Raw genomic sequence first — 26,442 nt, forward strand, 5'->3', positions numbered from 1 at the left:
TGGGTCGGCGGGAGCGAAGAATCGGCGCAGTCTATCAGTGCAGCCTGAAGCTCTGGCGTTGCCGGACGTTACATGTGGACCGCCCGCCCGTGCACGGCGAGGGCGGCTTCCTTGATCGCCTCGGCCAGTGTCGGGTGAGCGTGGGAGGTTCGGAACAGATCCTCCGCCGAGGCGCCGAAGCTGATCGCCGCCACGGCTTCCGCGATCAGATCGCCGGCGTGGCTGCCCAGGATGTGGACGCCCAGGACTTCGTCCGTTTCGGCGTGGGCCAGGATCTTGACGAAGCCCTCCAGGCTGCCGGTAGCCCGGGCGCGGCCGATGGCGCGGAAGGGAAACGTGCCCTTGCGGTACGCGGTTCCTGCTTCCTGCAGGTCTTCTTCGGTCTTGCCCACGGAGGCGACTTCGGGCTCGGTGTACACGATGCCGGGAATCGCGTCGTAGTCGATGTGCACGTAGCCGCCGGCGATGCCCTCGACGCAGGCCATGCCCTCCTCCTCGGCCTTGTGGGCGAGTTGCGGACCGCCAATCACGTCACCGATCGCGAAGATGCCGGGCACCGAAGTGGCGAACCGCTCGTCGACCTGGATGGTTCCGCGCTCGTCCACAGCCACGCCGGCCTCCTCCAGCCCCAAACCGTCGCTGATCGGCTGGCGGCCGACCGCGACCAGGACACGGTCGCACTCGATCGGTTCGGTTCCGTCGACCTCGAGGAGGCAGGCCTTCCCGTCGCTCGTGACCTTCGCGCCGAGGACACGGCAGCCGAGTCGGATGTCGAGGCCCTGCCGGCGGAAGATCTTCTCGGCCGTGGCGGCGATCTCCGCATCGGCGCCCGGCAGGATGCGGTCGAGGTACTCGAGGACGATGACCTCCGAGCCGAGACGGTTCCAGACCGCCCCTAGTTCGAGGCCGATGTAGCCGGCTCCGATCACCACCAGACGCTCGGGTACCGCGTCGTAGGCCAGGGCCTCCGTGCTGGTCCCGATCCGGTCGCCGTCGAGTTCGATGCCCGGCAAGGTGGCGGGACGCGAACCCGTAGCGACGATCACGTTGCTCGCCTGGACAGGCTGCTCACCGTCATTGGTCGTCACGACGACCGTGCGCAGTTCGCCGTCGATCCCGCCGACGCGCGCCCGGCCCTGGATGTGCTCGATCCTGTTCTTCTTGAGCAGCGAAGAGACGCCGCGAGTGAGAGTGGTGACGACGCGGTCCTTGCGTTTCATCATCGCCTGAAGATCGAGGCCGATCTCGCCAGCGACGCCGCCGTGCGCGGCGAGTTCGCTGCGGGCGGCAACAAGCCGCTGACTCGACTCGAGCAAGGCCTTGCTCGGGATGCAGCCCACCCGCAGGCAGACGCCCCCGGCGGCCGGATGCTCGTCCACGACGGTGGTGCGGAAGCCGAGCTGGGCCGCGCGGATTGCGGCCACATAGCCGCCGGGACCGGCGCCGATGACGAGAACGTCGTAGCAGGAGCGAGTCATGATTTGATGCTGCGGGCTCGCGGTGTGGCTACGGCGCGGCCGTCCGGAGCCTGGGGACGACGCCCATCAGGTTGCCTTGGGTGAAGAGGGTTCCTAGCGGTCCTTCGTCCGCTTTCACGCCTCCGGGGACCAGCGGCACGGTCAACGTGGCCGGCGCCGAATGTCTGCCGAGCAGCGGCGCGGCGGCCGGGACGATGCCATTGATCCAGTACCAGGCGCCGTCTTCGAGCCCATCCGCTTCCAGTTCGCCCGAGATCGCCGTGCCGTCGCTGTCGAAGCAGCCGCCGGGAAGGAGCGTGACGATGATCCCGTCTTCGCCGGATTCAAAGGTGTACGTCTCCGGTTCGCCGTCTCCACAGGACAGGCGGACCTCGGCCGATTCGCCGTCGAGCGGCCGGCCCACGATCCCGCCGCCGCCCTTCCAGTACGGCGCGACGTGCTCCCCGCCGCCTTCCACGTCCGTCAGGTGCGAAATGATCCCCATGAACCCGTTGCCCTCGTGCATCACCAGGGTGCCGTACAGCCTCCGGGCGATGCTTCGAACGAAGCGCGAGTCGCCCGTGGGACTCGCCGTGACGCCGCCGGGAATCGGGGGCCTCAGTCCGCTGTTCAGGGACGCTTCGACAACCAGGGGAGCAACCGCTACGTTCCGGTCGCCGTTGATCCAGTACCAGCCGCCGTCTTCGATTCCCTCGAAGATCATCTCCCCCTGGAGCGGTCGTCCATCACGGCCGACGCACGTACCTTGTTGAATGGCCCGCACGATCAGGCCATCGGCGTCGGGGTACTCGATGCTCCGGCGTCGATCACCTCCGCACTCGAGGCGGACCACGGCTGACATCCCGTCGGCCGGCCGGACGACGAAACCCCCTGTGCCGTGCCAGTACGGCGCTATCCGCACCGGCGGCGACGGCGGTTCGGGATCGGGTGGCGGTTCGGGATCGGGCGGCGGTTCGGGATCGGGCGGCGGCGGCGGAGGCGGTTGGGCGGTCTGAAGAACGAACGTCAGCGTCGCCATCGGCTCGTTCGAGAACTTCCCTTGTCCCTTCAGACTGGCAATCGTTCCTCGAGGGCTGGTCGCCGGGTTGCTGAGCGAGAACTCCGTCCCGTCCTCTGTACCGGCGTCGTAGGGGAAGAGATCCTGGCTGAATTGGGACCGCCAACCCTGGCCGTCCCGGAGCGACAGACCCGAAACGCCGACGAACCAGTCGGGACTGGGGCCGATCATCGACAGGAGCGTCACCAACGGGTGGGTCTGGGTCGCTTCGATCGTGAAGGTCGACGTGCCGGTCGCGCCCGTCCCACTCTCGTTGATCAGCGCCTTCCGGTTGGCGGCCGCAACGGCGTTGTACTCGCTGATGAACCCCGACGTAGCGCCGAGTTCGGCGACCTGTTCGACGCCCGAGCTTGCCGTGCCGCCGGGTGCCCAGAACGTGACGCTGCTGTTGTGCACGGCACCGATCAGAGTCGTGAAGTGAGCGCCGCCCGCGACGCCGCCTGGCGTGCTCGAGGTGTTCCAGTTGCCCTGGAAAGTCACCTGGTAGGTCGCGGTGTCGGTGCCTTGAGCGTCGGTCGGGGCCGGCAGTCCGAACGCCAGCGGCAGAACCGCGGCGAACAGTGCAAGGCGGCTTGCTGCACACGGGCGCGTGAAAGCGCCCGGGAGGTAGTTCACGGGTTCTACACCTCGACCAGCATCCTCGCAGGATCCTGGACGGCTTCCTTGATCCGGACGAGGAAAGTAACGGCCTCCCGGCCGTCGACGATGCGATGGTCGTAGGTCAGGGCGACGTACATCATCGGGCGAACGACGATCTCGCCGTCAACGACCATCGGCCGCTCCTGGATCGCGTGCAGTCCCAGGACGCCGCTCTGTGGCGGGTTGATGATCGGCGTGGAGAGGAGGGAACCGAAGACGCCGCCGTTCGTGATCGTGAAGGTTCCGCCCTGGAGTTCGTCGATCCGGATGCGGCCGGCGCGGGCTCGCCCGGCGAAGTCGGCGATCTGTGCTTCGATCTCGGCGAAGGACAGGCGCTCCGCGCTGCGCAGGACGGGCACCATCAGGCCGCGGTCGGTGCTGACCGCGATGCCGATGTCGTAGTAGTTGCGGTAGATGATGTCCGGGCCATCGATCTCCGCGTTGAGGCGGGGGCACTGACGCAGGGCGTCCACAACGGCCTTGACGAAGAACGAGAGGAAGCCGAGGCGCACGTCGTGACGTTTCTCGAAGTCGTCGCGGTAGCGCCGCCGGAAGTCGATCACGGCCGACATGTCGATCTCGTTGAACGTGGTCAGGAGGGCCGCCTGCTGCTGCGACTCGACCAGCCGTTCGGCGATGCGCCTGCGGATCGGGGTCATCGTCACCCGTTCCTCGGCTCGGCCGGCTGCCGGTGCGGCTGGTGCCTCGCGAGCCGGCCGCGGTTGAGCGCGCAGGGCGGGCTTCGGTGTAGGCGGCGGCGCTGGCGTCGTCCCAACCGGGGGCGCCGGTGCTGGCTCCGCCGCTGGAGCGGCCGCCGACGCCGCCTCGGCGTCGCGGGCGGCGAGGTAGGCGATCACATCGCTCTTGAGCAGTCGGCCGCCCTTGCCGGTGGCCGGAATGACCGAGGCGTCCAGGCCCTGCTCGGCAATCAGACGCCGGGCGGCCGGCAGGATGCGCCGGGGTTCTTCGGTCGGTGCGCCCGCCGCGGGTGCGGTTGCGGGTGTCGCAGGGGCCGGGACGGGCTGGACGACCGGCACCGGAGCAGGCGGGGGTGCCGGCTCGGCCGTGGAGAGCAGATCCGTCTGCGTGCTGACCGTTGGGGTTGCGGCGGGTCCCGCTGCCGCCGCCGCGCCCTCCTCGATGCGGGCGATCACGGCGCCGATCGGAACGGTCTCGCCTTCCGCGCATACGAGTTCGGACACGACACCGGCTACGGGACACGGCATCTCGACGGTCACCTTGTCCGTCTCGAGTTCCACGAGCGGTTCGTCGCGGCCGATGGCGTCCCCGGGCTGCTTGATCCAGCGGACGATCAGCGCCTCGGTGATCGATTCGCCGATCTCGGGGATCGTGACTTCGTACGTCATCGTTGATGCTCTCAGGCCGACTCGACCGAGTCGGCGAACGCGGATTCGATCAGTTCCTGCTGCTCGAGCTTATGGCTGCTCGGAGAGCCGGTGGCCGGACTCGCCGACTGCGGACGGTAGATGCCCGAGAGGGGCCGGCCGCCCATCAGGAAGCCGAAGTTCAGCCGCAGGTAGGACCACGCGCCCATGTTGCGAGGCTCCTCCTGCACCCAGCGGACCTCGGCGTCGGCCGGGAACGGGGCCAGGACCTCGTCGAGGGCCCGCTTCGGAGCGGGGTAGAACTGCTCCATCCGCAGGATCGCGTGATCCTTGGTGCCTGTCTGCCGGCGGTGGGCGTCGAGGTCGTAGAAGACCTTGCCGGAGCAGATCAGGATGCGCCGGATCCGCGCCCGGTCCTCGTCAGTGGCCAGCGCGGGATCCGGCAGCACCGGCTGATAGCTGCCCCGCGCAAGTTCGGCCAGCTCCGATCCGACTTCCTTGCGGCGCAGCAGGCTCTTCGGCGTGAACACGATCAGCGGCTTGCGCAGGGCCCGCTCGACCTGCCGCCGGAGCAGGTGGAAGTACTGCGCCGGCGTCGAGGGATAGACGATGTGGACGTTCTCCTCGGCGGCGAGCAGCAGCCAGCGCTCGATCCGGGCGCTCGAGTGTTCGGGTCCCTGTCCTTCGAAGCCGTGGGGCAGCAGGATGACGAGACCGCTGAGCCGGTTCCACTTGTCCTCGGCGCTCGTGATGAACTGATCGATGATCACCTGCGCCGCGTTGACGAAGTCGCCGAACTGGGCTTCCCAGATGACCAGGCCGTCCGGGTAGTCCAGGCTGAAGCCGTACTCGAAGCCGAGCACGCCGGCCTCCGACAGCGGGCTGTTGAAGATCTCGATCGGCTCCTGGTTCTCGGCCACGTTCATGAGCGGCCGGAAGTTCTCGTCCGTGACGCGATCGTGCAGCACCGAGTGGCGCTGGCTGAACGTCCCGCGTTCGCAGTCCTGTCCGCTCATCCGCACGCGCTGGCCGGAATCGGCGGTCGCGGCGAAGGCCAGCGCCTCCGCCGCGGCCCAGTCGACGGGCCGCTTGCCTTCCGCCATCTCGGCCCGGGCGGCGAGGAAGCGCCGCAGGTTCCGGTGCAGGTTGAAGTCCTCGGGCAGCTCGACCATCCGTTTCAGGTAGCCGCGCAGCTTCGCTTCCGGTACGCCGGTGGGCGGTTCCGGGATGTCCTCGGCGCGGCCGCCGACGAACGCGTTCCAGACGCCGTCGTAGGCCTGCGGACTCGTCTTCTCGTTCATCCTGCGGGCGGTGGCGAGCGCTCCCTCCAGACGCTTCTCCTCGCGCTGGATGTGGATCTCGGCCTCCTCGGGCTTGATCTCGCCGAGTTCGAGCAGGTGCTCCAGGTAGTGGACGCGGACGGGATCGCGGGCACGGATGCCGTCGTAGAGGATGGGTTGGGTGAAGGCGGGTTCGTCGCCCTCGTTGTGGCCGCGGCGGCGGTAGCAGTAGAGGTCGATGATCACGTCGCGGCGGTAGCGCTGGCGGAAGTCGAGCGCGACGTTGACCACCTGGGCCACCGCCTCCGGGTACTCGCCGTTCACGTGGAAGATCGGCACCTGGAGCATCTTCGCGACATCGGTGCAGTAGGTGTTCGAGCGCGAACTCTCGGGCGGCGTCGTGAACCCGATCTGGTTGTTGACGACGACGTGCAGCGCGCCACCGATCGTGTAGGCGGGAAGCTGGGACAGGTTGAGCGACTCCTGCACGATCCCCTCGCCGGCGAAGGCGGCGTCGCCGTGGATGAGAAAGAGCGCCCCACGGTCGCGGAGTTCGTTACGGATGCGGTCCTGCTTGGCCCGTACCCTGCCCATCGCCACCGGGTTGATGAACTCCAGGTGGCTCGGGTTGAACGACAGCGAGAGATGAACCCGGCGTCCCTGGTCCGTGGTCCAGTCGCTCGAATGGCCCATGTGGTACTTCACGTCGCCGCCGCCGGTGTAGTGCTCGGCGTCGAGATCCTCGAACTCGCGGAAGATGTCCCTGGTCGGCTTGCCGATGATGTTCGCGAGGACGTTGAGACGGCCGCGGTGGGACATGCCGAAGACGATCTCCACCGCGCCCTGGGCGGCGACCTTCTCGATCGCCAGGTCGAGCAGCGGGATCAGGCTTTCGGCGCCTTCGAGCGAGAAGCTCTTCGCTCCCAGGTACTTCTTCTGGATGAACTCCTCGAACACCGTGGCGTCGATCAGTTTCTTGAGGATCCGGACCTGTTCGCTGCGGCTGAGGTGAACCCGGTTGCGGCTGATCTCCATCCGCTCCTGGAGCCAACTACGGACCTCGAGGTCGTCGATGTGCATGAACTCGGCGCTGATGTACTGGCAGTAGGTGTCGCGCATCCGCTCCCAGACTTCGCGCACGGTCGCCGTGTCGGCGCCGGGGATGCCCGCGGTGGATACCGTCCGATCGAGATCGCTCTCGGTGATGCCGAGGCCCTCGAGCTCCAGTTCCTCCGGCAGCGCCGGCGGATTCCGTAGCGGGTTGATATCGGCGAAGAGGTGGCCGCGAATCCGGTAGTTGCGGATCAAGTCGTCGACGCGGCGCTGAAGTTCGATGTCGGCCGTCAGCGGCGGCGCCGCGCTTCGCGAACTGTCGGCGGCAGGTGCCGGTTGGGGTGACGCCGGGGCGCTAGCGGTTGCCGGACGGACCGGGGTGGGCGTCGCCGCCGGCATCGACGCGCCGTTGCCGAACAGTGGCGGCGGCTCGATCGACGGCTCCATCGCGCCGGCGTCGAGTTCGCCGGCTGCCGCCAGGGAGTCGAAGTACCGGCGCCACTCGTCATCGAGCGACGCCGGATCGCGCCGGTACTGGGCCAGAAGAGCCTCGACGTAGTCGAGGGAGAGGCTGTGCAGTTGCGCTGGCTGGCTCATGGCTGCCTACCTCCTCCTGTGACAGCGGCCGTAACCCTATGCCCGCTCCGCCTGAAGCCGCGGGTCGATCACGTCCCTGAGCGTATCGCCTACGAGGTTGAAACTCAGAACCGCCACGAAGATGGCGACGCAGGCGGGCGGAATCATGTGGCCGGCGGTGAACAGGTTCTCGTAGCCGGAGCGCAGGATCGTGCCCCAGGACGGGTCAGGCGGCTGGACACCGAAACCGAGCCAGGAGAGGCCGGCCTCGATCAGGATCGAGACGGCGATGCCGAACGTGACGCTGACGAGAACCGGTGCCAGGGCGTTGGGCAGCAGGTGGCGGAGCACGAGCTGGGCCGGCCGGACGCCAAGGGAGCGCGCCGCGAGTGCGTAGTCGGTCTCCCTGATGCGCAGGATCTCGCCGCGGGCGAAGCGGGCGATGCCGACCCAGCGGGTCAACCCGATGACGATCATCACGTTCTCGATGCTGGGCGGGAACCAGGCCAGTACCGCGAGGATCAGGAAGAAGGGTGGGAAGCACATGACGATCTCGATGAAGCGCGAGATCACGAGGTCGGCGACGCCGCCGGCGTAGCCGGCGATGCAACCCAGGATCAGGCCCAGAATGACCGCGATGCCCATCGACAGGAAGCCGACCTTCATCGACACCACGGTGCCGTGGACCATGCGCGACAGCACGTCGCGCCCGGACTGGTCCGTGCCCAGCCAGTGACGGCTGGAAGGCCCGGCCAGCGGCTCGGCGGCGATCTCCCGCGGGCCGTAGCGCATCGGCGTCCACAGTGCCCAGTCACCCCGCTCGGGGTCGAACTCGCGCTTGAAGTCGAAGGTCGCCAGACGGTAGGGCCGCTTCTTCTGGATGATCAGCTTGCTGCCCGGCACCTGGTGGATCAGGTCGATCACCGCCGGGTAGTAGAAGCTGCCGTCGAAGCGGCAGAGGATCGGCTGTTCGTTGGCGAGCATCGGCGACAGGAACGAGACCAGGAACAGGACCGCGACCACGCACAGGCCGACCATGCCGAGCCGGTGGCTGCGGAAGCGCCGCCACGTGATGTGCCAGTAGGAGCGCGCCACGGGCGCCTGGTCCGTCGCTTCGGCCGCCATCGTCACTTCTCGTAGCTGATCCGGGGGTCGACCAGGCCGTAGGTCAGGTCGGCGATGAAGGTGATGCCGAGGACGAGCAGGGCGGTGATGAAGTTGAGCGCCATGATCGTCGGATAGTCGCGCTGCAGGACGGACTCGAAGTACAGGCGGCCCAGACCCGGCCAGTTGAACATGTACTCGAGGATCACGCTGCCGCTGAGCACGAAGGGGAAGGTGAGGCCGATCAGCGAGATGAGGGGAATCAGACTGTTCGTGAAGGCGTGCTTGAGCACCACGCTGCGCTCTCCGAGGCCCTTGGCGCGGGCGGTGCGGACGTAGTCCTGCCGCACCACCTCAAGCAGGTTCTGGCGGATGAAGCGGGAGTAGTAGGCCAGGTTGCCGAAGGTGAAGCAGAAGGTGATCAGGACGTAGTGCTGCGCCAGATCCCACATTTGTCCGAGTGTCGTCATCTCGTCGTAGCCGTCGGACCGCATGCCGCGGAACGGCAGCAGGTCCCACTTCACGCCGAGGTAGAGGATGAGCAGCATCCCGGCGACGTAGTTCGGCACCGAATAGAGCATGTAGAGCCCGGTGCTGACCGAGCGATCGAAGCCGCCGCCCTGCCGGAGCGCACTGTAGATCCCGATCGGCGTCGAGATGATCAGGGTCAGCATGAAGGAGAGCAGGGCCACCGACAGCGTCGGCCAGAGCGCCTCGCCGATCTTGGCGGACACCCTCCTGCCGTCGTGGAAGGACGAGCCGAGGTCGCCCACGACCAGCTTGCCGACCCAGTTGGCGTACTGCACGGGGATCGGCTTGTCGAGCCCGTAGAGCTCGCGCAACTGCTGGTAGACGCGCTCCGACACCGCGGCGTCGGCGATCTGGGAGGTCTGGATCTGGGCCGGGTCGCCCGGTACGAGCTGGATGATGAAGAACGAGATGACCGAGATGCCGAACAGGGTGACCAGTCCGGTGACGAGCCGGCGGAGGATGTAGCTGAGCAACGGCGATCTCGATATGGGTGAGGCTGCCTACAATACCGCCCCTTGAAGAGTGCGAGAACAGCGAGGGACCCCGGGCCGGTGCGAACGGAGTTGGGCGCCGTGGTGCGCCTGGCGGCGCCGGTGATCGTGGTCCAGGTCGGGATGGTGCTGATGGGGGCCGTCGACACGATGATGCTGGGCCGCGTGTCGGAGACGGACCTTGCGGCCGGGTCGATCGGCAACGCGCTCAGCATCGCCGTGATCTGGTCCTTCATCGGCATCCTGCTGGCGATCGATCCGATGGCGGCGCAGGCCTTCGGCGCCGGGGACCACCGGCAGATCAGCAGGGTGCTTTGCCGGGGTTTGGGAATGGCGGTCCTGCTCTCGGTGCCGGCGACTCTGATCGTGCTCGGACTGGATCGCGTACTTCCGGTCACGGGTCAACCGCAGGCCATCGTCGAGCCGGCCGCCGCGTACCTCCGGGGCATCGGTCCCGGAGTCATCGCGTTCCTCCTCTTCATGTGTCTGCGGCAGACGCTTCAGGCGATGAGCATCGTGCGGCCGGCCCTGATCGCGATCGGCGTCGCCAATGTGTTCAACGCGATCGCGAACTGGGCGCTGATCTTCGGCCATCTCGGATTCCCGGCGCTCGGTGTGCGCGGCTCCGCCTACGCGACATCCGGATCCCGCTGGGTGATGCTGATCGTCGTCGCCGCGTTCGGATGGCGTCACCTGCGCCGCTACGTCGGCGGCTGGCGGTGGTCGTGGTTACGCCCGGCGGCGCTCCGTCCCTTCCTGTTCGTGGGTGTGCCGATCGCGGTTCAGGTGTCGCTGGAGGTCACCGTGTTCAGTTTCGCGGCCGTGCTCATCGGTCGTTTGGGGGAGGCACAACTCAGCGGCCACCAGGTGGCGATCAGCCTCGCCTCGATCTCCTTCATGGTGCCTCTTGGTTTCGCCGGCGCGGCGACGACTCGTGTCGGCAATGCCATCGGGCGCAAGGATCCGGTGGGGGCCCGCCGCTCGGCCCTGGTCTGCCTCAGCCTCGGCGCGGGCGTGATGTTCGCCTTCGGCATCGTCTTCTTCTCGCTGCCGCAGCTTCTGGCGCGCGTCTTCAGCGACGTGCCGGCCGTGATCGCAGCCGCCGCCGCGCTGATTCCGATCGCCGGTCTGTTTCAGGTCGCCGACGGCTTGCAGGTGGCCGCCGCCGGTGTGCTGCGGGGAGCTGCCGACACGCGGTTCCCCGCCGTCGTCGCGCTCGTGGGGTACTGGGTCATCGGCATGCCGGCCGGCGCCTGGTTGACCTTCAAGGGAGGGCTCGGCCCAAGCGGCGTGTGGTGGGGCCTGACCTTCGGGCTGGTCTTCGTGGCGATCTTCCTGGCGTTTCGCGTTCGCTGGCGGCTCTGGTTGAGCGGCGCGGTGGGCCTGCTTCCGGCCGAAACCGCCGAGCACGACTGACGGGAGCTTCACCGCGGCCCGTTGCCCGGATAGTCTCCCGCCGGCCCGGAGCGGTCTCCGGTCCCGAGGGAGGTCCAGTCAGCCATGCCGAGCAAGAAAGCCGTACTCGCCTACAGCGGCGGTCTCGACACCTCCGTCATCCTGCGCACACTGCAGGAACGGGGGTTCGACGTCGTCGCCGTGATCGTCGATGTCGGGCAACGCGAGGACTTCGATCGCCAGGCTCGCCGTGCCGAAACGATCGGCGCTTCCAAGGTGTACGTCGAGGATGTCCGACGCGAGTTCGTGTCGGACTTCATCTACCCGGCAATCGCCGGCAACGCGGTCTACGAGAACCGCTACCTGCTCGGCACGGCATTGGCGCGGCCGCTGATCGCGCGCCGCCAGGCCGAGATCGCGATCCGCGAGGGCGCCGATGTCCTTTCCCACGGCGCCACCGGCAAGGGCAACGACCAGGTCCGGTTCGAGTTCGCCTATGCCGCCCTCGCGCCGCACATCGGGGTCTACGCGCCGTGGAAGGACGCGGAGTTCCTGAAGCGCTTCCAGGGCCGCACCGATCTCCTGAACTACGCCGAGGAACAGGGCATCCCGATCGAGGCGTCGTCCGAGAAGCCGTACAGCATGGACGAGAACCTGATGCACAAGAGCTACGAGGCCGGCCTGCTCGAGGACCCGATGCAGACGCCGACCGAGGACATGTTCTCGCTGACCGTTTCGCCGCTCGACGCCCCGGACGAGCCGACCGACATCGAGATCGAGTTCAGGGACGCGCGTCCGGTGAGGGTCGCCGACCGCACGAACGGCGTCGAGCAGTCGGATCCGCTGGGCCTGTTCGAGTACCTGAACGAACTCGGCGGCCGCAACGGCATCGGCCGCATCGACATCGTCGAGAACCGCTTCGTCGGCATCAAGTCGCGAGGGGTCTACGAGACGCCGGGCGGCACGATCCTCCACCACGCGCTGCGCGATCTCGAGGGCGTGGCGATGGACCGTGAAGTGCAGCGCCTGCGCGACGGCCTGTCGCCCAAGTTCGCCGAACTCATTTACAACGGCTTCTGGTTCTCGCCCGAGATGGAGTTCATCCGTGCCGCCTTCCTCCAGGCCGAGCGGATCATCGACGGCACGGTCCACCTCCGCCTCTACAAGGGCGGAGTGACCGTTCTCGGCCGCGAGTCACCCAGTTCGCTCTACGACCAGAACCTGTCGTCGATGGACGTCGAGGGCGGCTACGACCAGACCGACGCGCGGGGCTTCATCCGGATCAATGCGCTCCGGCTCAAGGCCCACCAGGTCATCGTCGGCGGGCGGTCGTGAGCGGCACGCGGACCTGACCGGCGACGCCGAGCCGGTACTCCGCGAGGTCGCTACTGAGCGCGACTTGCGGACGCTCGGCGGTGACTTCCAGGTTCACCCGGTGGGGAGAACCCTTACGCATCGAGTGGCGGACGCCCAGGCGCAGGTGCTCCCGCCCGGTCGCCGACTCGGCCACGGCCTGGGCGAACGGTGTCACCATGGATGTGCCGATTCCCACTCCCCATGCGACTTCGGCCCGGGTGTGCGACGCTCCAGGATCCCTGCGAGCCGAGGCGGCCGCTAGCGCCTCGGGCGACATGCCGATCCACCGAGGAGAGTCGGAGCGCCACAGGGCGCTCGCGCGCGCAGCCGCGCCGCCAAACTGCTGGGCGACCAGCAACGACAGTCCTTCGCCTTCCTTCGTCGCTGGACGAAGCTCGATCGTGGCGCCGACGCCCTCTTCCTCGTAGCGCGCCTTGCCCTGGGTGACCAGAGTCCTGCCGGTGGCGTGGACGCGAAGCCGGCCATCGGCGGAAACCACTTCCAGGCCGCCCACGAGTTCGGTCCCGGTTCCGCTCATCGAGGAGCCGTCGTCATAGCGCTGGGCCAGTTGGGTGAAGGGGCGAAGGACGAGCGCGCCTACCTTGCGAGTCAGGGAGCCTTCGAGACCGATTCGTCCCCGACCGGCGTCGCCGCCGAGGCTGGAGTTTCCGGCTGATCGGCCGAAGAAGTCGGCTCCCTCGATGACGGCGGTGCCGATATCGGCGCGCAGAGCGAACTCCAGCGATCCGGCCTTCGCCACGCGCTGGCGGAAGCCGGCGAGGCCGAGCCGCATGCGCGCGTCAGACGACGGAGCCGCGCTCGCCGTCGGGTCGGTGCCTCGAACGAGGTCGCCCTGGCCCATGGCGCCCACTGCCCAGAGTTCCGTCCGGCACGCCTTCCGGGAAGGCCCGCGGCAGCCCAACGCGTAGCGGGCGTAAGGGTAGACGCCGCTGAGATCGAGACGCACGGCGCCCCTTCCAGCGCCCGCGAGCCGGTATCGCCCGGTGGCGTCGAGCCAGGACACGGCGGTCCCGAGCACGAGACGACCGGCTGTGTAGTCCACACCGACGAAGGGCAGTTCGGGCTCGACCGCATACGCGCTCTCGCCCGTTCGTCCGCGGAACGACCGGCGCACCCCGGCCCCCCAGAGCGCCAGGGTACCGTTCGGGCGTTCCTCGTCGACCGGCTCTACTCGACGGACGAACTCGAAACTGTCCGTCGAGAAGTCGAAGGCCGTAGCGGCCGATCCGCATACCTCGTGGCTCGCTGCCGGGCTTTTCTCCAGACCGATGCGCTCGACGTCGACGCGGTTCCGGCGTCCGGCTTCGCAACGGTCGAGCGACTTCATCTTCACGCGGTTTCGACCCGGCCCTGTGGCGAACCGTCGGCTCAGCGTGTCCGTCGCGCCAAGCAGCATCCCGCGCGCGAAACCGCCAAGGACCGCTTCTTCCACCTCTCGTGCCGTTGCGCTGTCCTGCGGGAAGTCGCCTGCCCCTGCCGCCCGGGCTGGTCCGAAAGAGAGGGCGACCAGGGCCACGGCGCAGAAGGAGCAGGAGGTTCGATTCACGATCGTCTGATTCTATGCGTCTTTCTGCATATGGTCCGGGAAACCGCCTGGCTACCTGCGGCTCGCCTGCGTGCGCCGGACTACCCGGCCAACGCCTGGAGTTTCTCGGTCAGCAGCGGTACAACCTGCTTGTAGTCCTCGACGATTCCGAAACTGCAGTGCTTGAAGATCGGCGCGTCGGCGTCCGTGTTGATCGCCGCGACGACCTTGCTGTCACCCATGCCGAGCAGGTGCTGGCTGGCGCCGGATATCGCGATCGCGATGTAGAGCTCGGGGGCGACCTTCTTGCCGGTCTGGCCGACCTGCCAGTTGGGGGGCACCCAGCCGGCGTCGCAGGCGGCGCGTGAGGCGCCCTGCTCGGCGCCGATCGTGTTGGCGAGCCTCCTGAGTTCCTGGAAGGGCTCGGGGCCGCCGAGACCACGGCCGCCGGAGACGATGATCTGAGCGTCCTCGAGCCGTACGCCTTCCTGCTCGGCCACTTCGCGGCCGGTGATCCGGATCCGCGGGGCATCGAGAGCGAGGTCGATCGAGGTGACCTCGCCGGCCGACGCCTGTTCGGGCGCCGGCTCGAAGCCACGGGCGCGCAGCCACACGACGGAGGGCTGCTTCTTCAGGCGGTAGATCGAGATCGCCTTGCCGCCGTAAGCGGTGCGCTGGGCGAGCAGGTGGTCGCCGTCCATCCGGATCGCCGCCGCGTCGGCCATCGAGCTGCCGCCGAGACGGTAGGCGAGCCGGGGCGCGATCTCCTGGCTGTACGTGTCGTTGCTGAGCAGCACCGCGACGTAGTCGCCGCCTCCTGCCCCGTGGAGCTGTTCGGCTGCCTGGAGCACCTGCTCGGGCTGGACGTCACGGAGCTCCTCGTTCCCGCCGATGAGCACACGGTCGGCAACTGCCGAGAGCGCCGCGACCGCGCCGTCTTCGGCCGGCCCGACCACCAGGGCATGGAGTTCGCCGCCAAGGCTTTCGGCCAGGGCGCGGCCGGCGCCGGCCACGCCCTGCGCCGCGCGGTCGTAGCCGAAACTGCCCAGAACACAGACTGCAACGTTCGCCATCGTTTCCCTCCTTCTGCTCTTTTGCTGCCTGCGTACTGTCCGCGTCAGCCGATCGAGGCCACGACTTCGTGGATCTTCCGGGCGAGCTGATCGACCCGCTCGTCCAGGGTGTCGCCCTCGGCCAATTCGCACTCGACTTCGTCGGTCGGCACGAAGATCTCCTCGACCTCGAAGTTGGAGGAGCCGCTCCGGATCTCGTCGCTGTCCAGTCCGAGGTCGGCCAGGCTCAGTTTCTGGAGTGGCTTGCGGTAGGACATCATGACGTCCCGCGTCTTCGGGATGCGCGGCACGTTGTCCTCGTTGTTCGTGATCGTGACCACGAACGGCGGTTCGGCCTCCGCGACCTCGATGCCGACATCCGTCTGGCGGCGGAGCGTGACGCTGCCGTTGCCGGGAGCCAGGCTCTCTACGAACCCGAGCACCGGTCGGCCGAGTTCCTCAGCCAGTGCGCCACCGGTCTGACCCGTGCCCCAATCACCCGATTCCCGGCCCACCAGAACCGCGTCGAATGGTCCACCGTCCTGCTCGAGACGCTGGATTGCGGCGGCCAGCACGCGGCCCACGGCCGCGGCGTCGGGATTCGTGTTGCCGTCGCGCTGGACCAGGCATGCCTCGTCGACGGTCATGGCCATCGCCTTGCGGAGGCAGTCCTCGGCCGTGGACTCGCCATAGCAGAGGGCCGTGATCTTCGCGTCGGCGGCCGCCTCCCGGAACTGGAGCGCGGTTTCGATCGCGTTCTCGCAGAAGATGTTCGTGACCAGGTTCGCGCCGCCGCGTTTCGCCGCCTTGGCCGCCGGGTCGATCTCGAAGTCCCGGGCCGGAACGTCCGGGTCGAGAATCTGCTTCAGGCAGACAAGCACTCTCATTCTCGTTTCTCCTTCACGGGCGGTCTGGCTACGTTGCGCGTCGCCGCCTCCCTTACCGTTTGGAATCCTCCGTCTGGCCGGTGCTTTGATTCAGTACCGCGGCGACCGCCATGCGGGTCACTTCCGCGACCACCTCTTCCGCTTCGAGGCGGCCGTCGGCCCGATACCAGCGGGAGATCCAGAGCACCATGCCGACCAGGCTGAATGCCCCCACCGTGGGATCGAGGCCGATGACCTTGCCCTCGTCGCGGAGGGCGGCCAGAGTGTCGGCGATGAAGTCGACGTAGTCGCGCTGGCGACCGATGATGTCGGTGCGGTCGTCGGGCAGCAGCCCTTCGAGTTCGTTGACCAGGATGGTGAGGGCCGACGAGTCCTGGGTGATCAGGCGGGCATGGCAGGCAACGATCGTCTCCAGGCGGACCTGCGGATCCCGGACTCTCCGGGCCGGCTCGATGACCTGCTCGTCGAGCTGGTCCATCGCGAAGCTCATGATCGCGAACAGGAGGTCCTGCTTACCCTTGATGTAGTAGTAGAGGCCTGCCTTGGTCAATCCGACCGCGGCCGCGATGTCGTTGATCGAGGTGGCGTGGTAGCCCTTGCGGTGGAAGATCCGCGCGGCGTTTCGGTAGATCTCGGCGCGGCGATCCTGGTCGCGTTCGGCTGCGGGCTCCCGGGCGGCGTCGCGAAGAGCCGCGGTGTCCAGGGCGGTCATCGGACCGGCGTTCCGGAAGGGGTCACAGGAAGTAGTCTACCGACCGCCCGGTAGGTTGGCAACGGTCGGGTGCTACGGAGTTCCTACCTCGTCCCATAGCAGTTCCGCCACGTCCTTGACCCGGACGTCGCGGTCGCCGCGACGGGCGTTCACGCCGTCGTCGAGCATCGTGGCGCAGAACGGGCAGCCCACGGCGACGACATCGGCTCCGGTGTCGACCGCCTCCTGGGCGCGCTCCTGGTTGACCCGCTGGTCCGGTGGTTCGTCGACGAACGCCATGCCGCCGCCGCCGCCGCAGCAGAAGCTCTGGTTGCGGCTGCGCTGCATCTCGACCTGCCGGGTGCCGCCGAGGTGCGCCAGCAGGTTGCGGGGCGCGTCGTACTCGCCGTTGTGGCGGCCGAGGTAGCAGGGGTCGTGGAACGTGATCGTCCTTCCCCCGTTGACCGTCGCGCTCCGCGCCCCGTTCAGGCGGCCTTCGGCGAGCAGTTGATCCAGGAACTGCGTGTGGTGGTAGACCTCGTAGCTGCCTCCGAAGTGCGGGTACTCGTTCTTGAACGAGTTGAAGCAGTGCGGGCAGGAGGTGACGACCTTGCGCACGCCGTAGCGCGAGAGCGTCTCGACGTTGCCCTTGGCCAGCATCTCGAAGAGGAACTCGTTGCCGACGCGGCGGGCCGGGTCGCCGCTGCAGGATTCCTCGCGGCCGAGAATCGCGAACTTGACGCCCGCCTTCTTCAGGAGCTTCGCGGTGGCGCGGACCGTGTTGCGGTTGTGTTCGACGAGGGCGCCGCCGCAGCCGACCCACATCAGGACTTCGGCCTCGGCCGGATCGTCCATGTCGGCCAGCACGTCGATGTCGAGACCCTCCGTCCAGTCGACGCGGTTGAACTGGGTACCGGCGAACGGATGCTGGCGTGACTCCAGGGAGTTCATCATGTCCATCATCCCTTCCGGGAAGTCCGCCTCTTCCATCACGAGAAAGCGCCGGGCATCGACGATCTTCGGCATCTGCTCGATGTGGACCGGGCAGGCTTCCATGCACGCGGCGCAGGTCGTGCAGGAGAACAGGGCCTCCGGCGCCATGGCCGTCTTCTCGTCGATGACCGGCAGGGTTTCGCCGTTGCCGTCGCCGTTGCTGCCATTGCCGCCTGTCAGGAACTGATCGCCGCGCTCGTGCATCAGGGCCTGGAGGTCGAGGATGATGTCGCGCGGTGACAGCGACTTGCCGACCGTGTTCGCGGGGCAGACGTCGGTGCAGCGGCCGCACTCGGTGCAGGCGTCGAAGTCGAGCAGGTCCTTCCAGGTGAAGTCGCCGAGGTGGTTGATGCCGAAACGCTCCGCGGTCTCGAAGTCGATCGTCTTGAGTGAGCCGCCGTAGCCGTCCAGGTTCGCGGTGAAGATGTTGAGCGGCGCCGTGAAGATGTGGGACATCTTGCTGAACGGCACCCAGGCGATCCAGCCGAAAGCCACCACCAGGTGGAACCACCAGATGACCACGTGGCCCGTCTGCATCGCCGCGTCGCTCATGAAGGGATCGCTGGCGCCTGCGAACAGGTTGCCGATCGGCGACCAGGCGGCCCAGGGATCGTCGGTGACGGCGATTCGCCAGCCCTCGATCATGAAGCCTGTCAAGGCCATCACGAAGATGGTGACCAGAATCCAGCTCGCTTCGTCGGTGTAGACGAGCAGCTTCGGCTTCGAGATCCAGCGTCGTATCGCGGCCAGGGCGACGCCCACGAGGACGAACAGCCCGAAGATGTCGACGATGAGCGACTGGAAGATCAGGTAGAAGTGCCCCTTCATGATGTGCAGTGGCGTGTCGTGGTGGATCGCCACCACGGTGGTCGCCAGAAACAGAACGATGAAGCCGGTGTAGACGAGACTGTGGAAGACCCCGGCGTAGCGCCTCTTGATCGTGCGGCCCTGGCCGACCGCGTTGCGAAGGAAGAGGTTCAGTCGCTCACCCAGCCTGTCGAACCTGACGGCGGGCTGGCCGGCGCGCCAGCGGCGGATCTTGAGCCAGAACCCCCAGCCGAACACGGCCAGCGTGGGGACCATCAGGACGTACACCAACCACGTGTGCTGGATGTTCCAGAAGACCTCGCGGGTGGCCTCGGTTGGGTCCATTGGCGTCACTGTAGCGTCGAGTCGAAGTATCCGGCAATTCCGGTCAGCGCTTTCGTCGTCTTAACCTCTTGCTCCTGAACGACTTACGGCGAAGGTGCCGGGCGCACCGGATCCGGTGCGGACCGGACGTAAACTACTGACAACAAAGAGCTTACAAGGTCTGAGGATGGTGCTTCTCCGCAGGCTTTTCCGCAGATTCTGCGGACTCCGGCGGGCTTTGGGACGGGCGTGACCGGCGCGGGCCGCACTTCCGGGCGCTCCGGCGCTTAGCGTGCGTGCCTCGGGTAGCCGATCTGGCTCAGGGTCCGCTCGATTTCGTCCAGGATCGCCGGGTCGTCGATCGTCGCCGGCACGGTGTAGGGCACTCCGTCCGCGATCCGTCGCATCGTGCCCCGGAGGACCTTGCCGGAGCGGGTCTTCGGCAGGCGGTCGACGACCGCCGCGACCTTGAACGAGGCGACGGGGCCAAGCTGGTCGCGCACGATCTGGACGAGTTCCGGCACGATCTCGGCTTCGCTGCGGGCGGAACCCGCATAGAGGACGACGAGTCCCAGGGGCACCTGGCCCTTGAGGGAGTCGGCAACCCCGATCACGGCGCACTCGGCGACCTCCGGGTGAGACGCGAGGATCTCCTCCATGCCGCCGGTCGACAGACGATGGCCGGCGACGTTGATCAGGTCGTCGGTGCGGCTCATGATGTAGAGGTAGCCGTCCCGGTCGACGAACCCGGCGTCGCCGGTCTGGTAGTAGCCCTCGAACTCCGAGAGATAGGAGTCGACGTAGCCGTCGTCGTTCTTCCACAGGGTCGGCAGGCAGCCGGGCGGCAGGGGCAGACGTAGGGCGATGGCGCCGGTCTCGCCGGGCGGCAGTTCACGGCTGCTTCCGGCGGCGTCGCCTTCGTGTTCCAGGATGCGCACGTCGTAGCCGGGGACGACCTTGGTGGGGGAGCCGTGCTTGACCGGAAGAGCTCCCAGTCCGACGCAGTTGGCGGCGATCGGCCAGCCGGTTTCCGTCTGCCACCAGTGGTCGATCACCGGCACCTCGAGCTTCTCCTCGGCCCAGCCGACCGTGTCCGGATCGGCTCGCTCGCCGGCGAGGAACAGGGTCCGGAGGCTGCTCAGATCGAAGTGGTCGATCAGTCTGCCCTGGGGATCCTCCCGCTTGATCGCGCGGAACGCGGTCGGTGCGGTGAACAGGACGGAGACGCCGTGGTCGGCGATCACGCGCCAGAAGGCGCCGGCGTTCGGGGTACCTACCGGTTTGCCTTCGTAGAGCACCGTGGTGCAGCCATGAATCAGCGGCGCGTAGACGATGTAGGAATGGCCCACGACCCAGCCGATGTCCGACGCCGCCCAGTAGACCTCTCCGGGTGCCATGCCATAGACGTGGCGCATGCTCCAGTCGAGCGCGACGAGGTGCCCTCCGTTGTCGCGCACGACACCCTTGGGCACGCCCGTCGTGCCCGACGTGTACAGGATGTACAGAGGATCGGTCGCTTCGACCGGGACGCAGTCGGCCGGCTGCGCGGCGGCGACCGCGTTCAGCCAGTCGTGGTCGCCGGGGCCGAGCGCGGCGGCCTGTTGTGGCCGCTGAAGCAGCACCGTGGCGCTCGGCTTGTGCGCCGACATGGCGATCGCTTCGTCGAGCAGCGGCTTGTACTCGACGATCCGCGCGATCTCGATGCCGCATGAGGCCGTCAGCACGACGCGGGGTTTCGCGTCGTCGATCCGGGTCGCGAGTTCCTTTGCCGCGAAACCTCCGAACACTACGGAGTGGACGGCGCCGAGCCGGGCGCAGGCCAGCATCGCGACCGCGGCTTCGGGGATCATCGGCATGTAGACCAGCACCCGGTCGCCGCGCCGCACGCCCAGGCTCCTGAGAACGCCGGCCAGCCGCGCCGTCTGCTCCTGGAGATCGGCGTAGGTAAGTGCCGTCACCGTGCCGGTGACCGGACTGTCGTAGATCAGCGCCGGCTGCTCCCCACGTCCGGCCTCGACGTGACGGTCGACCGCGTTGTAGCAGGTGTTGACCCTGGCGCCCTCGAACCAGCGGTAGAACGGAGGGTTCGAGTCGTCCAGCACCCGGTCCCAGCGCCTCGCCCAGGAGATCGCTTCGGCGGCCTCGGCCCAGAAACCTTCGGGGTCGTCGCGGGCCCGCCGGAGCGTCTGGTCGTAGAGCGTGGTCACGGCCGGCGATGATAGCCGCGTCCGGCTGCCCGCAGTTCGGCTACGCGCTACTGCGGAACGCGGGCTTGCGGTTGGTCGGACGAGGGCCGCCGGCTCCGGACCTCGTCCCAGATTCCGACGTCGAATCGCCCGAGCGAATCGGCCGCGCCCCGGAACATGGCGTTCGTGTTGAACTCCATCGCAATCGTGCCGTCCGGGCCGACCGCGATCAGGCCGCCGTCGCCGGGCCTCAGCTTCTCCTGGATCACCTGCCGTGCGGCCTCCTGCAGTGTGAGGCCGCCGTACTCGATTCGCGCCGAGACGTCATAGGCCACCGTGTGGCGGATGAACTCCTCGCCCCGGCCGGTGCACGAGACGGCGGCGGTGGCGTTGTTCGCGTAGGTGCCGGCGCCGATGACCGGCACGTCGCCGATGCGGCCGATCCGCTTGAGCATCGTGCCTCCGGTCGACGTGGCGGCGGCCAGGTTCCCGTAGCGGTCCATCGCCACCGCACCGACGGTGGCCAGGTGAGAGGCCCCGCCGAGACCGGCGGTCGCTCCGGCGTTGCCGGTGTAGTCGCCGGCGGCGCTCGCCACCGCGTCGCCGCTGCCTTCCTGGCTGATGCCCCTCTGAGCCCGGAGTTCGCGGAACCTCTGCAACTGCCGGTCCGTGGTGAAGTACGCCTGCGGCTGCCGCCGCACGCCGGCGATCACGCCGTAGTTGTCGGCGCCGGGGCCTGCCATCAGGACGTGGCGGGTGTCCTCCATGACGCGGCGCGCCAGTCGGACCGGGTTGCGGACGTTCTTCACCCCGGCCACCGCGCCGCAGGCGAGGGTGCGGCCGTCCATGATGGCGGCATCCAGCTCATGGGTTCCGATGGAGGTGAACACGGAACCGCGGCCGGCGTTGAAGCGCTCGTCGTCCTCGAGCGCCGCGACGACGTTCTCGACGACCTGAAGGCTCGCTTCACCGGCGGTCAACTGCTCGGCGCCCAGGGACAGGGCCTCCTGCAGCGCTTCGTAGTAGTCATCGGCGTCGGTCGTGGCTCGATTCGCGCTGCCGGCGCCGCCGTGAATCGCCAGGGCCCAGGTCGGTTCCTCTACCGGCCCGGCGCCCTCGCCGATTGTCTGAGTCAAGTTCTGCTGTTCCTGATCGGTCTGTTCGCCGGTGCCGTCGGGCGCTGTGCATCCCGCGCAGCCGAAGGCCAGAACGGCGAAGGCGAGGGTGCGGAGGGTCGGTCCTGTCTCCTGAAGGACGCTCACGGCGTTCGCGCGCCCCGGTTCCGTGGACTGTCTTGTGCGAGAACCGAACCCGTCAGACACGCTACGAGGCGAGCGCCGGCAGGGTATCACGCGGCCCCGGCCCGCAGGCGGCGACACCGATCCGCCAGCGACCTAGGGGCTCTGGGACATAATCCGCCCTCGGTGCCTGACAACAGACCCTTTTCGGAGTATAGGGACGAGCGGGATCCGGACGTCTTCTGGGCGGCGATCCGTCCGGCTGACGAGCCCCTGCGTCACCGCTGGTTCCTGCCCGCGGTCGTGGCGATCCTCGTCGTCAGCGTGCCCTGGTACCTGCCATCCTCGATCGGCGATCGGCTTGCGCTCGGCCTTCCGGTCTGGACCTGGATCACGATCCTCTGCGGCCTGCTTCTGGCCGTGGTGACGGCGTTCGCGTCGATACGGCTCTGGCGCGACGGCGGCGCCGACGCCGACGGCGAGCAGGGGCAGGACGCGGAGCGGGGTGCCGGCGGGAAGGAAGAGGCGTGAACTCCTCCGTTCCCGAGGTCACGTTCGGACCGGGGGCGCTGGCGGTGCTGGGCGGCTACCTGGTCATCATGCTCGGCCTGGGCTTTCTTGGCCGCCTGCACCAGAAAGAGCGTTCGCTGCGCGACTTCTACCTCGGGGGTTCGACCTTCGGTTTCGCTGTCCTGTTCCTGACCCTGTTCGCGACCCAGTACAGCGGCAACACCCTGCTCGGCTTCGCCGGCCGCTCCTATGTGCAGGGAACGACCTACATCGTGAGCATCACGTTCATGATCCTGGTCATCACGGTGTTCATGATCTACGCGCCGCGCCTGTTCCACCTGGCGCGGCGGTTCGGCTACATCACGCCCACCGACTTCGTGTACCACCGCTTCGGGTCCCATCCGCTACGCGTCCTCTGCGTCGTGCTTCTCTGCTGGGGACTCGCGAACTACGTGCTCGAACAACTGGTAGCGATGGGCCATGGGGTCGAGGCGATCAGCGGCGGGCGGATGACCTTCATGCAAGGGGTGTTGCTCCTGGTCGGAGTGATGCTGATCTACGAGTCGCTCGGCGGCATGCGGGCGGTGGCCTGGACGGACGCGGTGCAGGGGTCCCTGCTGCTGTGTGGCTGCGCCGTGATCCTCTACACGCTGGTCACTGCCGACGGCGGACTGGCTGCCGCAGCCGACGGGATCCGCGCCACGGCTCCGGAGAAGCTGGAGGCGCCGGACGCTCGCGGTCTTCGGACGTGGGTCAGCACGCTCCTCATGCTCGGCCTGGGCGTCGCGCTGTACCCCCACGCGATCCAGCGCATCTTCGCGGCGAAGGGCGAGAAGAGTCTGCGTCGGTCGCTGGCGGCGATGGGTTTCATGCCGCTGGCCACGACCCTGCTCGCCTTCCTCATTGGCTTCATCGCCCTGAGTCGGTTCCCGGGGCTCTCGCAGCTCGAGAGCGACAAGGTCACGATCTACGTCCTGGGCGGTCTGATCGACCGTTCGCCGGTGATGTACTGGCTCATCGTGATGGTGTTCGCGGCCGTTGTCGCGGCGATCATGTCGACCGCCGACTCGGCGCTGCTCTCCATGGGCTCGATGTTCACCAAGGACATCTACAAGAACTACTTCCGCCGGGAGGCGTCGGCCCGTGAGATGCTGATCGTCGGCAAGACGTTCGCGTGGGGCGTGATGGCGATCCTGATCCTGATGGCCTGGGTGTCGCTGGAGACGGAGAGTTCGATCTGGGTGCTGATCGAGCTGAAGCTCGAGTTCATGGTCCAGCTCTCTCCGGTCTTCATGCTCGGCGTCTACTGGCGAAGGATGGCCGCTTCGGCCGTTCTGACCGGCATGGTGCTGGGCACCCTTCTCACCCTGGTCATCTGGTGCGGCGCTGCCTTCGACATTTGGACGACCCGCAGCCCCTGGGGAGTGGGGGCCGGTGTCTGGGGCCTGCTCCTGAACTACGGCGTCTGCGTCGGCTGGACGCTCCTTCGTCCGGCGCCGCGGTCGCCGACGGCCGCGGCATGAACGACACCCGTCGCCGGGTGTTCTCCGGCATCCAGCCCTCCGGGGCGCTGCACCTTGGGAACTACCTGGGCGCCGTCAAGCACTGGGCCGCACGCCAGGACGACCGGGAGAACTTCATCTGCGTCGTCGACCTGCATGCGATCACCGTGCGCCAGGACCCGGAGACCCTGCGCGCCGGCACCCGCGAGTTGACGGCGATGCTGTTCGCCTGCGGCATCGACCCGGAACGCACGACCCTGTTCGTTCAGAGCCACGTGCGTGCCCACGCGGAGGCCGCCTGGATCCTGGGATGCGCCACGCCGATCGGCTGGCTCGAGCGGATGACGCAGTTCAAGGCGAAGTCGGAACGCCGGGGCGGCCGTGAACGGATCGGCGTCGGGCTGTTCACCTACCCGGTGCTCCAGGCGGCCGACATCCTGCTCTACGACGCGGACGAGGTGCCGGTGGGAGAGGATCAGAAGCAGCACGTGGAGTTGGCCCGGGACATCGCGGGCCGCTTCAACCATCTCTACGGCGAGACGTTCGTTTTGCCCGAGGCGGTGATTCCGACCGCCGGAGCCCGCGTCATGGCCCTGGACGATCCGACGGTGAAGATGTCGAAGAGCGAGACCGCCGGGCGAGGGCATGCGGTCCGCCTCACCGATACGGACGACGAGATCAGGCGTTCGCTGAAGCGTGCGGTCACCGACTCGGGGCGCGAGATCGAGTTTAGCGACGACCCGGCCAGGGCGGGCGTCAACAACCTGCTCCTGATCTACCAGGCGGTCACGGATCGCAGCGAGGACCAGGTCCTGGTCGATTTCGCGGCGGCCCGCGGCTACGGCGACCTGAAGATGGGGGTTGCGGAAGCGGTGATCGAGGTGGTGGCGCCGATCCGGCGGCGCTACGAGGAGTTGATGGCCGCGCCGGAAGAGCTCGACCGGCTGCTCGCCATCGGCGCGGAGCGCGCGCGAAAGGTCGCGGAGCCGAAGGCGGCGGAGATTCGCCGGCTGGTTGGCTTCGCCTGAGCGGCGTCAGGAATGGGCGCGGATCAGCTTCTCGATCCGCTCCATGCCGCGCTCCAGGGTCTCCATCGACGGACCGAAGCTGAGCCGGCAGTAGCTGTGGTAGCGGGCGTTGCGGCGCCGCTGGCCGGGGTTCACGTCGAAGAAGACGCCCGGAACCGTGATGACCTGGACCTGGAGCAGCGCCTTGAAGAACTCGATGCCGTCGTTCAGCGGCGCCGGCAGGCCGGCCAGGTTGCCCCAGACGTAGAAGGCGCCGCTGGGCTCGTGTTCGACCTCGATGCCCAGGCCGCGCAGCCGGTCGACGAGGAACCTGCGCTTGCCGGCGAATTCGGTCTGGATCGCCTGCGTCTCCTGCAGCACGAGCTCGGGTTCGAGCAGCGGCACGGCGGCCTCCTGGAAGGGGTGGTTGCCGCCTCCGTCCAGGAAGGAGCCCGCGCTGGTCACGCGGTCGATCACGCTCACCGGCCCGACGATCCAGGACACACGCCAGCCCGGATAGCGCCAGTTCTTCGTCAGTCCGTCGACCAGGATCACGGGATCCCGGTTCACGTCGTCGACGTGCGCGGCCGCCGAGACCATTCGGGCGGTGTCGGCGACCTGCTCGGAGTTTTGGGGGGGCGCCGGCGTGTAGATGTAGTGCGAGTAGAACTCGTCGAGGATGAAGGTGCAGGCGTTGTCGCGGGCGACGCCGACCCACTCGGCCAGGAGATCGCCCTCGACCAGTTGACCCGTCGGATTGCAGGGATTGCTGCACCAGAGCGCGGAGAGGCCGCGGCCGACGATCTCCTTCTCGAGCAGCCGCCGCGAGGCGCGGTAGCCGTGGGCCGCGTCGAGCAGGATGGGGATCGGAATGAAGCCCTTGAAGGCGGTCAGGAGCTCCTCGTAGGCGGTGTAGTCGGGGATGAAGTGCCCGAGGTTCATCTCGCCCATCGCGGCGGCGATGCGGGTCATCGCCGGGCGGCCTCCGGGCGCGATGCTCACGTTCTCGCGCGAGTACTGGGAGCGTTTGTTGCGACGGTAGAGGAAGTTGTAGAGCTCGGCGACCCGGTCCCGCAGTTCGTCGATGCCGTCGACGGGCGCGTAGGTCTGGCGCCGCGGGTCGATGTGGAGTTCGTTGCGGCGGGGGGGCGCGCCAGGCAGATCGTCGACCTCGGGTGAACCCTGGCCCAGGTTGTACCAGGTCCGCCCGTCGCTGCCGTGGCCGGCGGCCGCGGCGCGGTGCATCACGTAGATCACGCCGGTCCTCGGCACACGGCGGAAACCGGGCGTTTCGGGTCCGGGATCGACCCCGGTCACGGTGGGCAGAACTTCCTCTATCATCCTTGGCCGATGGAGCTTATTCCAGTGGGTGACGTGCCGCGAGGGGTCGCTT

Annotated in this window: 19 protein-coding genes; 5 read left to right on the top strand and 14 right to left on the bottom strand. The window is 67.8% G+C overall.

Going from position 1 to position 26,442, the window contains the following annotated elements:
- Positions 1–68 precede the first annotated feature (68 nt).
- The 6 genes from lpdA to OXG83_03225 are packed head-to-tail and all read right to left on the bottom strand — an operon-like array spanning position 69 to position 9,537.
- The gene (lpdA, locus tag OXG83_03200; protein ID MCY3964023.1) at positions 69–1,478 is read right to left on the bottom strand and encodes a dihydrolipoyl dehydrogenase; all 1,410 of its coding nucleotides are present in this window, start codon (positions 1,476–1,478) and stop codon (positions 69–71) included.
- 28 nt (positions 1,479–1,506) lie between these two features.
- Positions 1,507–3,150 carry a spondin domain-containing protein gene (locus OXG83_03205; GenBank protein MCY3964024.1) on the bottom strand — a complete coding sequence of 548 codons (1,644 nt, stop codon included), beginning with the start codon at positions 3,148–3,150 and terminating at the stop codon, positions 1,507–1,509.
- 5 nt (positions 3,151–3,155) lie between these two features.
- Positions 3,156–4,541, bottom strand: a complete 1,386-nt coding sequence (gene odhB, locus OXG83_03210) for a 2-oxoglutarate dehydrogenase complex dihydrolipoyllysine-residue succinyltransferase (GenBank protein MCY3964025.1) — start codon at positions 4,539–4,541, stop codon at positions 3,156–3,158.
- Between the two features lie 11 nt (positions 4,542–4,552).
- Complete coding sequence (locus OXG83_03215; GenBank protein ID MCY3964026.1) at positions 4,553–7,450, bottom strand: 2-oxoglutarate dehydrogenase E1 component; 2,898 nt, start codon at positions 7,448–7,450, stop codon at positions 4,553–4,555.
- A gap of 36 nt (positions 7,451–7,486) precedes the next feature.
- Positions 7,487–8,554: an ABC transporter permease gene (locus tag OXG83_03220; GenBank protein ID MCY3964027.1), complete on the bottom strand. Its 1,068-nt coding sequence runs from the start codon at positions 8,552–8,554 to the stop codon at positions 7,487–7,489.
- Between the two features lie 2 nt (positions 8,555–8,556).
- Positions 8,557–9,537, bottom strand: coding sequence for an ABC transporter permease (locus OXG83_03225; GenBank protein ID MCY3964028.1), 981 nt, complete (start codon positions 9,535–9,537; stop codon positions 8,557–8,559).
- 78 nt (positions 9,538–9,615) lie between these two features.
- On the opposite strand from OXG83_03225, the gene OXG83_03230 reads away from it, so the two are divergent.
- Entirely contained in the window at positions 9,616–10,971 is a 1,356-nt protein-coding gene (locus OXG83_03230) for an MATE family efflux transporter (GenBank protein MCY3964029.1), read from the top strand.
- An 84-nt stretch (positions 10,972–11,055) separates the two neighbouring features.
- Positions 11,056–12,285 carry an argininosuccinate synthase gene (locus tag OXG83_03235; GenBank protein ID MCY3964030.1) on the top strand — a complete coding sequence of 410 codons (1,230 nt, stop codon included), beginning with the start codon at positions 11,056–11,058 and terminating at the stop codon, positions 12,283–12,285.
- On the opposite strand, the gene OXG83_03240 is transcribed toward OXG83_03235, so the two are convergent.
- From OXG83_03240 to OXG83_03270, 7 genes are all read right to left on the bottom strand, one after another.
- On the bottom strand, positions 12,263–13,873 hold the full coding sequence (locus tag OXG83_03240; GenBank protein ID MCY3964031.1) for a hypothetical protein: 1,611 nt from the start codon (positions 13,871–13,873) through the stop codon (positions 12,263–12,265). The two genes, OXG83_03235 and OXG83_03240, sit on opposite strands and share 23 nt — an antisense overlap.
- 80 nt (positions 13,874–13,953) lie before the next feature.
- The gene (locus OXG83_03245; protein MCY3964032.1) at positions 13,954–14,925 is read right to left on the bottom strand and encodes an electron transfer flavoprotein subunit alpha/FixB family protein; all 972 of its coding nucleotides are present in this window, start codon (positions 14,923–14,925) and stop codon (positions 13,954–13,956) included.
- Between the two features lie 44 nt (positions 14,926–14,969).
- Positions 14,970–15,791: an electron transfer flavoprotein subunit beta/FixA family protein gene (locus OXG83_03250; GenBank protein ID MCY3964033.1), complete on the bottom strand. Its 822-nt coding sequence runs from the start codon at positions 15,789–15,791 to the stop codon at positions 14,970–14,972.
- Positions 15,792–15,843: 52 nt separating this feature from the next.
- Entirely contained in the window at positions 15,844–16,503 is a 660-nt protein-coding gene (locus OXG83_03255; GenBank protein ID MCY3964034.1) for a TetR/AcrR family transcriptional regulator, read from the bottom strand.
- A 72-nt stretch (positions 16,504–16,575) separates the two neighbouring features.
- Positions 16,576–18,627 carry a heterodisulfide reductase-related iron-sulfur binding cluster gene (locus OXG83_03260; GenBank protein ID MCY3964035.1) on the bottom strand — a complete coding sequence of 684 codons (2,052 nt, stop codon included), beginning with the start codon at positions 18,625–18,627 and terminating at the stop codon, positions 16,576–16,578.
- Between the two features lie 266 nt (positions 18,628–18,893).
- Positions 18,894–20,813 (bottom strand): propionyl-CoA synthetase, encoded by a 1,920-nt coding sequence (locus OXG83_03265; GenBank protein ID MCY3964036.1) that lies wholly within the window; start codon positions 20,811–20,813, stop codon positions 18,894–18,896.
- Between the two features lie 47 nt (positions 20,814–20,860).
- Positions 20,861–22,054, bottom strand: a complete 1,194-nt coding sequence (locus tag OXG83_03270; protein MCY3964037.1) for an isoaspartyl peptidase/L-asparaginase — start codon at positions 22,052–22,054, stop codon at positions 20,861–20,863.
- Between the two features lie 162 nt (positions 22,055–22,216).
- Between OXG83_03270 and OXG83_03275 the strand changes: the two genes are divergently transcribed.
- Genes OXG83_03275 through trpS form a run of 3 tightly spaced genes read left to right on the top strand, consistent with a single transcriptional unit; the run spans position 22,217 to position 25,070 of the window.
- Positions 22,217–22,561 (top strand): hypothetical protein, encoded by a 345-nt coding sequence (locus OXG83_03275; GenBank protein MCY3964038.1) that lies wholly within the window; start codon positions 22,217–22,219, stop codon positions 22,559–22,561.
- Positions 22,558–24,063 carry a sodium:solute symporter family protein gene (locus OXG83_03280; protein MCY3964039.1) on the top strand — a complete coding sequence of 502 codons (1,506 nt, stop codon included), beginning with the start codon at positions 22,558–22,560 and terminating at the stop codon, positions 24,061–24,063. Before OXG83_03275 ends, OXG83_03280 begins: the two co-directional genes overlap by 4 nt.
- Positions 24,060–25,070, top strand: a complete 1,011-nt coding sequence (gene trpS, locus OXG83_03285; GenBank protein ID MCY3964040.1) for a tryptophan--tRNA ligase — start codon at positions 24,060–24,062, stop codon at positions 25,068–25,070. Before OXG83_03280 ends, trpS begins: the two co-directional genes overlap by 4 nt.
- Positions 25,071–25,076: 6 nt before the next feature.
- On the opposite strand, the gene OXG83_03290 is transcribed toward trpS, so the two are convergent.
- Entirely contained in the window at positions 25,077–26,390 is a 1,314-nt protein-coding gene (locus tag OXG83_03290) for a pyridoxal phosphate-dependent aminotransferase (protein MCY3964041.1), read from the bottom strand.
- Positions 26,391–26,442 lie beyond the last annotated feature (52 nt).

It is taken from the genome of Acidobacteriota bacterium, from assembly GCA_026707545.1.
In the GTDB taxonomy this organism is placed as follows: Bacteria; Acidobacteriota; Thermoanaerobaculia; order Multivoradales; family Multivoraceae; genus Multivorans.